At 39.2% G+C, this 13,668-nt stretch carries 8 protein-coding genes and 2 pseudogenes; all 10 read left to right on the forward strand.

Annotated features, from left to right (window positions below; translation table 11 throughout):
• A partial coding sequence (locus HQN90_RS37615) for a beta-ketoacyl synthase N-terminal-like domain-containing protein (RefSeq protein WP_246363031.1) occupies positions 1 to 2,478 on the forward strand: 2,478 nt, incomplete at its 5' end.
• A 3-nt stretch (positions 2,479 to 2,481) separates the two neighbouring features.
• Entirely contained in the window at positions 2,482 to 2,721 is a 240-nt protein-coding gene (locus HQN90_RS37620) for an acyl carrier protein (protein WP_173227935.1), read from the forward strand.
• Positions 2,708 to 3,940, forward strand: coding sequence for a beta-ketoacyl synthase N-terminal-like domain-containing protein (locus HQN90_RS37625; RefSeq protein ID WP_173227936.1), 1,233 nt, complete (start codon positions 2,708 to 2,710; stop codon positions 3,938 to 3,940). Before HQN90_RS37620 ends, HQN90_RS37625 begins: the two co-directional genes overlap by 14 nt.
• A gap of 18 nt (positions 3,941 to 3,958) precedes the next feature.
• Positions 3,959 to 5,218, forward strand: a complete 1,260-nt coding sequence (locus HQN90_RS37630) for a hydroxymethylglutaryl-CoA synthase family protein (protein WP_173227937.1) — start codon at positions 3,959 to 3,961, stop codon at positions 5,216 to 5,218.
• Positions 5,218 to 5,964: an enoyl-CoA hydratase/isomerase gene (locus HQN90_RS37635; protein WP_173227938.1), complete on the forward strand. Its 747-nt coding sequence runs from the start codon at positions 5,218 to 5,220 to the stop codon at positions 5,962 to 5,964. The genes HQN90_RS37630 and HQN90_RS37635 overlap by 1 nt, the downstream gene beginning before the upstream one ends.
• Before the next feature lie 75 nt (positions 5,965 to 6,039).
• A pseudogene (locus tag HQN90_RS39185) lies at positions 6,040 to 6,780 on the forward strand (polyketide synthase); the annotation flags it as partial.
• Positions 6,781 to 6,867: 87 nt separating this feature from the next.
• A pseudogene (locus tag HQN90_RS39190) lies at positions 6,868 to 8,220 on the forward strand (PfaD family polyunsaturated fatty acid/polyketide biosynthesis protein); the annotation flags it as partial.
• An 82-nt stretch (positions 8,221 to 8,302) separates the two neighbouring features.
• Positions 8,303 to 9,049, forward strand: coding sequence for an enoyl-CoA hydratase/isomerase (locus tag HQN90_RS37645; RefSeq protein ID WP_173227940.1), 747 nt, complete (start codon positions 8,303 to 8,305; stop codon positions 9,047 to 9,049).
• Between the two features lie 29 nt (positions 9,050 to 9,078).
• Positions 9,079 to 9,828, forward strand: a complete 750-nt coding sequence (locus HQN90_RS37650) for a polyketide synthase (RefSeq protein ID WP_173227941.1) — start codon at positions 9,079 to 9,081, stop codon at positions 9,826 to 9,828.
• A gap of 47 nt (positions 9,829 to 9,875) precedes the next feature.
• A partial coding sequence (locus HQN90_RS39195; protein ID WP_246363032.1) for a PfaD family polyunsaturated fatty acid/polyketide biosynthesis protein occupies positions 9,876 to 13,668 on the forward strand: 3,793 nt, incomplete at its 3' end.

A 13,668-nucleotide genomic window follows, 5' to 3' on the forward strand; every position in this document is an offset into this window, starting at 1 on the left:
TCATGGAATGCATTGGAAGATGCCGGATATGGGAAAAAACAGATTGCAAACAACCGCATCGGGATGTATGTAGGGGTCGAAGAAGGAGACTACCAACTTCTTGTAAATGGTGAGGGAGGGGTTACCTCCAATCATAATGCTATCTTGGCAGCAAGATTATCGTATTTCCTGAACCTAAGCGGGCCGAATATGGCGATCAATACCGCGTGCTCCTCAGGGTTGGTGGCGGCACATCAAGCTTGTCAAAGCTTAAGAAACGGCGAATGTGATACCGCTATTGCAGCGGGGGTTAACTTAATAAGTTCTCCTGAATCATTCATAGGTTTAAGTCAGGCAGGGATGCTGTCGAAGGATGGCAAATGCTATACCTTTGATGAGCGTGCGAACGGGATGGTGCCAGGAGAGGCAGTTGCCGTAGTGGTATTAAAGCGGTTGTCCAAAGCGGAGGCGGATGGGGATCGGATCTATGCTGTAATTCAGGGCAGCGGGGTGAACTACGATGGAAAGACCAATGGGATTACAGCACCAAACGGAGTATCCCAAAGCAATCTGATCAAAGACATATACGAACAGTATCAAGTTAATCCGGAGGAAATCGAGTATATTGTTACCCATGGAACGGGAACAAAATTAGGAGACCCGGTTGAAATCAATGCTTTGAACGAAGCCTTCAGAGGCTGCACCGAAAAACAAAGATATTGTGCCCTGACTTCAACAAAGACGAATTTTGGCCATACGCTGGCGGCTTCCGGATTGGTAAGCCTGATCTCCTTAGTGCAGGCTCTACGGTACGAGATAATTCCGGCGAGCCTGCATTGCGAAAAAGAAAACAGCTATATTTCGTGGAAGGACAGCCCTTTTTATGTGAACAAAGCCAATAAACCTTGGCAGGAAGAGAGGGAGCAGCGGAGAGTCGGAGCAATAAATTCATTTGGGATGAGCGGAACGAATGCCCACATGGTAATAAAGAGTTATCCCTCCGATGAAACGGAGGTGGGGGAAGAAACATTCCCAAGTTATTTGATAGCTCTATCAGCGAAGACGCAACAGGGCTTACAAGAAAAAATAAATGAGCTACGAGAAATGATGACAAGAAAAGAAATCACAACGAAGGATTTGGCAGGTATTAGTTACACACTGTTGGAAGGCAGACGGCATTTTCAGTACCGCTTTGCAGCCATCGTGCAAGATGTGGAAACAACAATAACTGCACTGAATCAAGGGAGCAATAAAGAAAAAGGGCCGTACTTGTTTGAGGGAAAAGTAGATCGGACCTTTAAGGGGCAAAGGACGACTCAGGTACTCGCTCAAGAGCTGCTTACCCGAAGCCGGTCGGAGGTTGGAGATAGCCAGAAATATAGAGAGACACTGTACGCGCTGGCAGAATTCTATTGCATGGGATACGAAATGGATTGGAGCATGATGTTTGCGAACCCAAGGTCCAATCAGATCAACCTGCCGACGTACCCGTTCTCGAAAGAGAAGTATTGGGTGGAGAGAAAGGAAAAAGGTAGGGGAGATGCTCCTTTACATCAAGGTCAGAGTACGGTTATCCGTCCTTTGCTTCAGCCAAATTCGGAAGTTGAATTTGTTTATATTAATAAAATCAATAAACCAAGTGGCATTAAGTTGAATGAATTAAAAAGCATGGATGCTCAAGACGTTATTTCTAAATCAGCAGAATCAAATAGTTCTCCTGTCGAATTTTACACACTTATAAATAATGACACTCCAACTCCATTGTATCAAAAAGATGATTCGACGGACTTGATTGCCGAGGAAATAATCACTGAGGAAGTAATTGTAACTTTGGGAGAAGTATTACAAATGAATCCAAGCGATATGGATAGCAACAAGAAATTTATCGAGATGGGGCTTGACTCTATCTTAGGTGTTGAATTGGTGAGATCAATCAACAAAAAGTATGGAACTTCAATTCCAGTAACCAAGGTTTACGATTATCCAACCATTACTGAATTCTCCGGATACTTAATGAGGGAGGTGATGAAATCTAAAAAAGATAATAGTTCAATTCAGTTCAATAATGATACAGAGTTAACTTCATCATCCACAGTTTTGATTGATAAAAAATCAAAAAACACCAGCATTTCATTATCTGAATTGCAGGATGATCTGTTACAAAGCCTTGCTGAATCATTATACCTATCACAAAACGAAATTGATCAGGAAAAAAGGTTTATTGATATGGGGCTGGACTCGATTATTGGTGTGGAATGGGTGAGAGCTTTGAACAAAAAGTATGGAATATCCATACCTGTGACCAAGGTATATGACTATCCTACGATTCGAGAGCTTAGCATGTATTTAGAAAAAGAATTGAGTAAAAAAAATGAGAAAGAGTGTGTCGGTAATAACCCGTCATTATCAATTCGAGAAGCACTGAAGCAAGTACAGCATAAAAAAATGAGTATTGAAGAAGCAAATCAAATCATCTTTAGTAGATTAGAGGAGGAGTAAACAATGCTAAAAGAAGATATTTTTAGCTTAATTGTAAAACATACGATAGAGGTAATTCCAGAATTAGAGGATCATGCATTTGTACCAAGTGATAGATTGAGTGACTTAGGAGCAAATTCAATAGATCGTTCAGAGATTATTACCTTAACATTAGAGGCCGTATCGTTAAAAATTCCACGGGTAGATTTGGCAACAGCCAAAAATATTGGGGGACTAGCTGAGGTGATCTATGGCAAATTATGATGAATCTGATGTTGTTATAACGGGCCTTGGAATTACTTCTGCGATAGGACAGGGAAAAAATGATTTTTTCTCTGCCCTAATAAAAGGGCAAACATCTTTTGGCATTATGAAGCGCCCAGGCCGGCAGAATGGTACTTCATTTATTGGAGCAGAAATTAATAATTTACGTTCCGTGGATAGTTTCTCGTCAAAGCGGGCTATTCGAACGGCTTCATTATCAAGTCAAGTTGGTTTGGTTACATTGCATGAAGCATGGTCCGAAGCAAGATTATATGAGGCGGAGCCTGATCGTATCGGTTTGATAGTCGGGGGGTCCAACTTTCAGCAACGGGAAATGCTAAATCTATACGATAAATATGGTCAACAACCAGATTACATCACACCAACTTACGGATTTTCTTTTATGGATAGTGATTTATGTGGACTTTGTACTGAGGAATTTGGAATACGAGGGATGGCATTTACTATAGGCGGTGCCTCTGCAAGTGGTCAATTGGCAGTGATACAAGCCATTCAAGCGATTATTTCAGGACAAGTGGACATTTGTATTGTCATGGGTGCTCTAATGGATCTCTCTTACTTGGAATGTCAGGCATTACGATCGTTAGGAGCAATGGGATCAGATAAATATAGGGGAGATCCAGATAAGGCATGCCGTCCATTTGATTTGGATAGAGATGGATTTATTTTTGGAGAATCTTGTGGTGTAATCGTAATCGAAAAGGCTGTTAGCGCCAAAAAACGTAATGTTACCCCATATGCAAAAATCAAGGGATGGGCTGTGGGAGGGGATGGTAATCGAAACCCTAATCCTTCTTATGAGGGAGAGAAAAGAGTGATAAAACAAGCATTGGAATTAGGCCGGCTTACTCCAGATCAGATAGATTATATTAAGCCTCACGGGACCGGGTCTCTAATAGGAGACGAAATTGAATTAAAAGCAATTAAAGATTTTAAGTTTTCAAATGCTTATATCAATACAACAAAATCAATTATTGGGCATGGATTAAGTGCGGCAGGTGCTGTAGAAATTATTGCAACTGTTTTACAAATGGGAAAATCAACGCTCCACCCTTCAAGAAACTTAATAAACCCAATAGATAATAGCTTGAATTGGATTAGGGACAAATCAATCTCAACGAATATTCAAACGGCTATTTGTTTAAGCATGGGTTTTGGTGGTGTGAATACAGCACTGTGTCTAGAAAATCTTCAATAATATTTCGGAGGGATAAACATGGTTCAAGTTGGAATTGAAGCAATGAACGTTTTTGGCGGTACAACATATCTGGATGTACTTGAATTAGCAAAGCACCGTAATTTGGATACGGCCCGATTTGAAAATTTGTTAGTGACAGAAAAGGCAGTTGCTCTTCCGTTCGAAGACCCAATTACTTATGGGGTTAACGCTGCTAAACCTATTGTAGATGCACTTACTCAAGCTGAAAAAGATCGAATAGAAATGTTGATTACTTGTACCGAATCGGGCGTGGATTTTGGAAAGTCGATAAGTACCTACATTCATCATTATTTGGGGTTAAATAGAAATTGTAGACTGTTCGAGATTAAACAAGCATGTTACTCAGGGACAGCGGGATTGCAAACAGCTATCAATTTCATTCTTTCTCAATCATCACCAGGTGCAAAGGCGTTAGTAGTGGCAACAGACATTACAAGATTTATTGCTGCAGAAGCGGGAGAAGTGTTGAGTGCTGATTGGTCCTTTGCAGAACCTACAGCGGGTGCTGGAGCTGTGGCAGTTTTAGTGAGTGAAAAACCGTATGTATTTCAAATTGATGTGGGGGCAAACGGGTATTATGGATATGAGGTAATGGATACCTGTCGGCCTGCTCCTGATATTGAAGCTGGAGATTCTGACTTATCTTTATCATCGTATTTAGATTGTTATGAGCAGTCGTTCTACGAGTATCAAAAAAGGGTAGCAGATGTAGATTATAAAGACACATTTCAATATTTAGCTTTCCACACTCCTTTTGGCGGCATGATAAAAGGGGCCCATCGTAATATGATGAGAAAATTGTATAGAGCAAAGCCTCAAGAAATCGAGGAAGACTTCAAAGCACGTGTCGTGCCTGGCTTAACCTATTGTCAACGTGTTGGGAATGTGATGGGAGCAACCTCTTTGGTTTCATTAGCGAGTATAATCGATAACGGTGATTTCAAAACTCCCAAGAGAATTGGGTGTTATTCCTATGGTTCTGGCTGTTGCTCGGAATTTTATAGTGGCGTCGCAACGAGCCAAGGGCAAGAATATCAACGACAATTTAGAATAACAAATAGGCTGAACGAGCGCTTTAAATTATCCATGCATCAGTATGATACCTTGCTTCGGGATAATATTTTTATTAAATTTGGTACAAGAAATGTGGTTATAGATACGAATATGTTCTCAGATGTAATTCGTTCGATTGAGGGAAAACAACACTTGATTTTAGAAAGAATTCATGAATTTCATCGCGAATACAGGTGGTTATAATGGAGTTTCAAACCCTAGAAGTTCGTTTCCAAAATCCAATCTGTTTCATCATGTTTAATCGAAATCAAGATAAAAATACGATAACAGATCAATTGATTGAGGAATTCTCCCATGTCTTACAGATGTGTGAAAAAGATGTGACGGTCGTGGTAATTGGAGGATCGTCGGAATATTTTTGCTTTGGTGCAGATTTTAAAGGGGTAGAGTCCAGTATTAAAAACCCTGAGCCATTATATGAATTGTGGCTTAGAATTGCATCAGGACCATACATTACGATTGCTCATGTCCAAGGAAGAGTTAATGCTGGTGGTATTGGTTTTGTCGCCGCCTGCGATATTGTTATTTCAAATGAAACGGCTCTTTTCAGTTTATCTGAACTCATATTTGGTCTACTGCCGGCTTGCGTATTACCTTTTTTGATTAGAAGAGTAGGATTTCAAAAAGCTAACTACATGACCTTAATGACACACCCAATTACAGTTCAACAAGCACACATCTGGAATTTAGTGGATGCATATGAGAGTCAAAGCGCTATTCTATTAAGGAAACATTTACTTCGTTTAAAACATCTGTCCAAAACTGGAGTTCAAAGATATAAAGGATACTCAACTGAATTATATGATGCATTACATAAGTGCAAACCATTGGCTATCAAAGCTAATCAAGAAGTGTTTTCTGATTCGGGTAATCTTGAACTTCTTAATCGGTTTATTGAAAAGGGTCTTTTTCCGTGGGAGGTTGAATAACATTTAACTCATTCCAATTATATTTAGTTACGATTACCGGTCACCCAAAAGCTTAGAGCGTGAGGTGTTTGTTTGATGTCTGTGGTAGATTTGTGTGAGATAGAACAGGGAATCGTCCAGATAAGAATGCAAGACATATTGCACAAGAATACATTATCTACAGAATTAATTAAAGATTTATTCCAATCATTTGAAACAATAAAAGGAAATACGAAATATAAAGTAGTTATTTTAACTGGTTATGAAGATTACTTTGCGTCCGTAAGCACCGAAGAGAGTTTCTTATCTGCTGGTTATAATGACAAAAATAATATCATTGCAGCATGGTTTAAATGCCTTGCATTGGATTGCGATATTCCAATTATTGCTGCGATGCAGGGTCATGGTATTGGTGATGGTTTCACAATGGGCCTGCTTGCCGACTTTATAATCCTAAGTCGCGAAAGTACTTATACAACGAGTAGTATGAAAGAGGGCTTCATTCCGGCGTGGGGGGCAAGTTATCTATTACCCAAGAAATTGGGCATTGGTCTAGCCCAGGAACTATTGATCGGGGGGGGGGCTTATCGAGGGGCGGATCTAGAAATGAGGAGGATTCCCTTTCCGGTTTTACCAAGACAAGAGGTCATGAATTATGCATATAAATTGGCACGACAAATTGCCGAAATACCAAGGGTCTCCCTAATCACACTAAAGGAACACTTAGTTTCAAGTATTAAAAAAGAGCTGCCCTTAGTATTTGAGCAAGAAGGGATTTTGCTAGAGAAAATAATCTTTCAAGATGATGTAAAGAAGAGTAATCGCTTGTTAGTACAGGAAAGAGAATTTAGTTTACGTGAATGGGAAGAAAAAAATATAGGTGAACCTAAACTGCAATATTCATTTTTGCCTAACCAACTAGGAAATCCGATATTTCAAGAGCGATATAACTGTAAGTGGAATTATTGTGCAGGCTCTATGTATAGTGGGGTATCATCTGAAAGCTTAGTTATAAAGATGGCCAAGTCGAGGCAATTAAGTTTTTTTGGAAGCGCTGGCTTACATGCAGCTAAATTAGAAGATCACATCAAGAGTATAACCGCTCAGCTTAAACCTAGTGACCCTTACGGTATGTGTATGATTTCAAATATAAATAGTCCCAAGGGAGAATTTAAACACGCAGAATTATTTGTCAACTATAACGTGCCTGTAATCGAGGCATCTGCTTATTCATCAATCACATTACCTTTGGTCTATTGCCGGCTCAAGGGCCTGACCCGTGAAGGAAATAAAATCAGATACCCCAGAAGGATCATTGGGAAATGCTCGCGTATGGAAATAGCGCGTTTATTTTTATCACCACCTCCAGCAGAGATGGTTAATTCCTTGTTCGAAATTGGATTAATAAATGAGGAAGAGAAAAAAATAGCACAGATAATCCCCATGGCAGATGATCTAGCAATCGAGGCAGATTCTGGAGGACACACCGATCAGGGCGTAGTATTTCCGTTAATTCCTTCGGTGATTGCATTAAGAGAGGAGTTGAGAAGTAAATATCAGTATCAAGATGAAATATTAATCGGATGTGGTGGTGGAATAGGAACTCCCGAGGCAATTGCTGCTGCGTTCATGCTGGGAGCGGATTTTGTTTTCACCGGTTCAATTAATCAATGCACTGTAGAGAGCGGTGCGCACGATGCAGTGAAGGATATCCTAAATAAAGTATCCATTCATGATACTGCGATAACGGTTGCTGGCGATATGTTTGAAATCGGGGCAAAAGTGCAAGTTGTAAAAAAGTATACAAAATTTCATGCGAGAGCGAATAAATTATATCAACTATTTATGCAGTACAACTCAATTGAAGATATTCCACAACAAGTTAGAACTGAGATTGAATCCAAATATTTCAAAAGGTCTTTTTCTGATGCTTGGGATTTGATTTGCGAATATAAAAAAGAAAAGAATCCTAATGAACTAAAAAAAGCTGCGGAAAACCCGCGAACAAAGATGGCTCTAATTTTTAAATGGTATTTCGCATATTGTAATCAGTTAACCTTGCGTGGTGAGGTTTCGGAAATAGATAACTTCAAAATATATTGTGGTCCTGCCATGGGGGCATTTAATTTATGGGTTAAAGGTACCCCATATGAGCATTGGAGAAATCGGAATGTGGATAAAATTGCTGAATTGTTAATGCAAAAGACATGTGAAATAGTCGAAAAAAATGTTTTACAATGGTTTTCTAGCAATTTTAGAACAATTGAAAAGTCTTAGAAGGTATACGAGTCAAAAACACACTAATGAAAAACAGTATGTTTGGATAAGAAGATTTCGATAGAGAAAACAGGTGGTTATCATGGAGTTTCAAAGCATCGAGGTTCGTTACCGGAAGAATATTTGTTTCATTAAATTTAATCGAAATTACTATAAAAACACGATTACGGATCAATTAATTGATGAATTCCACTATGCATTAAATAAGTACGAAAACGAAGTAACTATAGTTGTGATCGAAGGGTCCTCTGATTATTTTTGTTTTGGTGCCGACTTTCAAGGGGGAGGTAATATTAAGAATCCAGAGGCCCTATACCAATTATGGCTTAACCTGGCCTCAAAACCGTACATTACCATAGCACATATCCAAGGAAAAGTTAATGCGGGAGGAGTTGGCTTTGTAGCTGCTTGCGATATTGTTATTGCAAATGAAACGGCTCTTTTCAGCTTATCCGAACTCCTATTTGGTCTATTACCGGCCTACGTGTTACCTTTTTTGATTAGAAGAGTAGGATTTCAAAAAGCCAATTACATGACTCTAATGACACACCCAATTACAGTTCAACAAGCACACATCTGGAGTTTAGTAGATGTGTATGATAGTCATAGTGAAAAAATGCTAAGAAAACATTTATTACGGTTAAAATATATACCTAAAAGTGGGATTATGAGGTACAAGAGATACACTAGCGCATTATATGATTTACTTAATACATTAAAGCCCAAGGCTCTAACAGCTAATCGTGGCAGCTTCTCAGAGAACGGTAACTTAGAGAAGATTAAGCGATATATTGAAAAGGGGCTTTTGCCATGGGAAGATGAAAAGTAATAGTCATGATATAAAAAAGGAGGTTTTTCATCTTGCAACCAGTGGTAGATTTACGAGAGGTTGGACCAGGGATTGTTCAAATAACTATGCAAGACAAAATAAATAAAAACACGTTCTCAATTGAACTCATTAAAGGTTTAATCCATGCATTTGAATCTATAAAGGAAAATGTAAATTATAATGTAGTTATACTAACCGGATATGATAATTATTTTGCATCAGGGGGCACTAAAGAAAGCTTGTTATCTATACATGAGCGAAAGAATAATTTTACAGTCGGAGGGCTTTATAGTCTGGCTTTGGAATGTGATATTCCAGTGATTTCCGCAATGCAAGGTCATGGCATTGGCGGTGGTTTTGCCATGGGTCTTTTTGCTGACTTTATTATTTTAAGCCGTGAAAGCGTGTATACTACAAACTTTATGAAATATGGTTTTACGCCTGGAATGGGAGCAACATATATATTGCCAAAAAAATTAGGATTTAGTTTGGGCCATGAAATGTTGATTGGTGCGTGTAATTATCGAGGATCTGAACTGGAAAGAAGAGGAGTTCCCTTCCCAGTCATGCCAAGACAAGAGGTTATGAATTATGCTTATGATTTAGCTCGAGAAATTGCTGAAAAACCAAGGTATTCCCTAATCACGCTAAAAGAACATTTGGTTGCAAATATCAGAAAAGAGCTACCTTTAGTAATTGAGCAGGAAGTAATCATGCATGAGAAAACATTCCATCAAGACGAGGTAAAGCTAAGGATCAATGAATTATTTGGAAACTAAAGAGATTTGGGTTTACGTAAAATGTCATATTAAAAAGAGGGATAAGTATGGATTACAGTGATATCTTATATGCGCTCCAGGAAGGAAGAGTAAGTATAGAAGATGCGGAGGAACAATTAAAAAACTTAAAAAGCGGGTATAAACAAAATCAAACCTCTGAAGCGTATGGATTAATGAATACACTGAGAGATACAGCAGATAAAAAAAGCAAGCAACTTCCTTTCGATATCGGAAATTTAAAACCAGATCAACTAGGAAATCCGATATTTCAAGAACGATATAACTGTAAGTGGAATTATTATGCAGGCTCTATGTATAGTGGGGTATCATCCGAAAGCTTAGTTATAAAGATGGCCAAGTCGAGGCAATTAAGTTTTTTTGGAAGCGCTGGCTTACATGCGGCTAAATTAGAAGATCACATCAAGAGTTTAGCCGTTCAGCTTAAATTTAGTGACCCTTACGGTATGTGTATGATTTCAAATATAAACAGTCCGAAGGAAGAATTTAAACATGCAGAATTATTTGTCAACTATAACGTGCCTGTAATCGAGGCATCTGCTTATTCATCAATCACATTACCTTTGGTCTATTGCCGGGTCAAGGGCCTGACCTGTGAAGGAAATAAAATCAGATACCCCAGAAGGATCATTGGGAAATGCTCGCGTATGGAAATAGCGCGTTTATTTTTATCACCACCTCCAGCAGAGATGGTTAATTCCTTGTTTGAAAATGGATTAATAAATGAGGAAGAGAAAAAAATAGCACAGATAATCCCCATGGCAGATGATCTAGCAATCGAGGCAGATTCTGGAGGACACACCGATCAGGGCGTAGTATTTCCGTTAATTCCTTCGGTGATTGCATTAAGAGAGGAGTTGAGAAGTAAATATCAGTATCAAGATGAAATATTAATCGGATGTGGTGGTGGAATAGGAACTCCCGAGGCAATTGCTGCTGCGTTCATGCTGGGAGCGGATTTTGTTTTCACCGGTTCAATTAATCAATGCACTATAGAGAGCGGTGCGCACGATGCAGTGAAGGATATCCTAAATAAAGTATCCATTCATGATACTGCGATAACGGTTGCTGGCGATATGTTTGAAATCGGAGCAAAAGTGCAAGTTGTAAAAAAGTATACAAAATTTTATGCGAGAGCGAATAAATTACATGAGTTGTTTATGCATTATGATTCGATTGATGAAATTCCAAAACAAGTTAGAACTGAAATTGAATCCAAATATTTCAAGAGATCGTTTTCTGATGTTTGGGATTTGATTTGCGAATATAAAAAAGAAAAGAACCCAATCGAACTTCAAGAAGCTGCGGAAAACCCGCGAACAAAGATGGCTCTAATTTTTAAATGGTATTTCGCATATTGTAATCAGTTAACCTTGCGTGGTGAGGTTTCGGAAATAGATAACTTCAAAATATATTGTGGTCCTGCTATGGGGGCATTTAATTTATGGGTAAAAGGTACCCCATATGAGCATTGGAGAAATCGGAATGTAGATAAAATTGCTGAATTGTTAATGTACAAAACGAGTGAGATGATAGAGAAAAGGAGCTTTTATAACAAGGTTATGCAGCATGATACAAATGTAAATTCATCGGATAGCGATTGGACTGGAATTGCCATTATTGGCATGTCAGGAAAGTTTCCCCTATCGGAAAGCTTAGACGACTATTGGAATAATATAGCTGAAGGCAGAAATTGTGTATCTGAAATTCCTGAATCAAGATGGTCTGTTAACCAATATTATGATCCAGATCCCAGAGTTCCCGGAAAAACGACTTCTAAATGGATGGGTTACTTAGATAACATCGATAAGTTTGATGCGATGTTTTTTAACATATCACCAGCTGAAGCAGAGTTAATGGATCCACAACAACGTTTGTTCTTAGAGAGTTGTTGGAGTTGTTTTGAAGATGCCGGGATCAATATTTCGAAATTATCTGGTGCTCGTTGTGGGGTTTTTGCAGGATGCTCGGCCGGTGATTATGGATCGCTAATTGGAGAAAACGGGTATGATGCTCTTGGACTTATAGGGAATGCCACTTCTATTCTTAGTGCACGAATATCATACTTGTTAAACCTTAAAGGTCCTTCAATGTCGATTGATACGGCTTGTTCTTCTTCCTTAGTCGCCATTGCCGAAGCTTGCAATAGTCTCGTTTTAAAGACTAGTGACATGGCATTAGCTGGAGGGGTATCCATTACGACAGGCCCAGCTATACATATAATGACAAGTAAAGCAGGTATGCTTTCCAAGGACGGACATTGTTACACTTTTGATAACCGAGCGAATGGCTTTGTGCCAGGTGAAGGTGTTGGGGTCGTCTTATTGAAACGCCTTTCAGACGCAATAAATGATGGTGACCGCATTTATGGAGTAATCCGTGGGTGGGGGATAAATCAAGATGGAAAGACCAATGGGATAACTGCTCCAAGCGCAATCTCACAATTAAATCTTGAGAAAGAAGTTTACGAAAAATTTCAAATCAATCCGGAGTCGATTTCCATGGTGGAAGCCCACGGAACGGGTACCAAATTGGGTGATCCTATTGAGGTAGAAGCACTAAAAGGATCATTCCAGTTATTCACCGATAAAAAGCATTACTGCGCATTAGGCTCTGTTAAAAGTAATATTGGACACTTACAAGCAGCTGCCGGTGTAGCTGGCGTAATTAAAGTGTTACTTGCTATGAAATATCGTAAGTTACCACCTACAATTAATTATGAAAATCTCAATGAACATATCATATTAAATGATAGTCCATTTTATGTTAATACTAAACTATTGCCTTGGGAAAATCATGATGGTTCTCTCCCAAGACGGGCATGTGTAAGTTCATTTGGCTTTAGTGGAACAAACTCTCATATGGTTATAGAAGAATATAACCATAATGCCGATAGCGACACTCCGATTATCGTGAAAAATGATAGGGCATTGTTTGTATTATCTGCAAAAACTGAAGAGCAATTAAAAGAATATGCTCGAAGGCTGAAAACATATATAACAGAGCATGAACAATTGGATTTGATAGATATCGCTTGTACGTTACAAATCGGCCGAGAGATGATGCAATACCGTTTTGCGTATATAACTGATTCTAAGCATGATTTAATTCATGCTTTAAATTTATTTTCTAATAATTTACCGGTTAATGATGTACTAACAAATGTTTGGCAATATGAAAGTAATTTGAACGAAAAAAAATATGACTATGAGAACATCTTGAATTCTGATCAGATAGATTTAAGGAGTATGGCAGAGTTCTGGGTAAAGGGGGGACAGGTAGAGTGGAGCAAACTCTACGAGGTCCAAAAAGCGAGACGGATCAGTCTTCCCACATACCCCTTTGCAAGAGAACGTTATTGGGTGCCGATGGGGGAAGGGAAAAGCGCGGTCATTCCGGGGACCAATCCTGTACAGGTAGACGAGCTGCATCCGTTGCTGCATGAGAATATATCGGACCTACGGGAAGTGAAATATCGCTCGCGGTTTACGGGAGAAGAATTTTATTTGTCGGATCATGTGATAAAAGGGAAACGGATATTGCCGGGCGCTGCATACCTTGAAATGGCCCGGGAGGCCGCGGTACGGGGAGCTTGTTTGTCAGGGACGGAAGCAGTCGTTCACATCAAAAATGTCATGTGGGCTGCACCTGTTGTAGTAGCGGAAGCGGCTGTGGAAATCCATACCAGACTGAATCTGCAAGATAATGGGGAGATCCAATACGAGATCTATAGTCCCAATGAGGGCAATGAAGAAGTTACTGTACACAGTGAAGGAAGTATTTTGGTTTATACGGCGGAAGATACAGCGGAAGATACACCGG

The organism is Paenibacillus alba, from assembly GCF_013204855.1.
Lineage (GTDB): Bacteria > Bacillota > Bacilli > Paenibacillales > NBRC-103111 > Paenibacillus_E > Paenibacillus_E alba.

Excerpts from the sequence above, each read along its gene's own strand:
- HQN90_RS37635 (WP_173227938.1), top strand. The coding sequence starts at position 5,218 with ATGGAGTTTCAAACCCTAGAAGTTCGTTTCCAAAATCCAATCTGTTTC.
- HQN90_RS37620 (WP_173227935.1), top strand. The coding sequence starts at position 2,482 with ATGCTAAAAGAAGATATTTTTAGCTTAATTGTAAAACATACGATAGAG.
- HQN90_RS37630 (WP_173227937.1), top strand. The coding sequence starts at position 3,959 with ATGGTTCAAGTTGGAATTGAAGCAATGAACGTTTTTGGCGGTACAACA.
- HQN90_RS37645 (WP_173227940.1), top strand. The coding sequence starts at position 8,303 with ATGGAGTTTCAAAGCATCGAGGTTCGTTACCGGAAGAATATTTGTTTC.
- HQN90_RS37625 (WP_173227936.1), top strand. The coding sequence starts at position 2,708 with ATGGCAAATTATGATGAATCTGATGTTGTTATAACGGGCCTTGGAATT.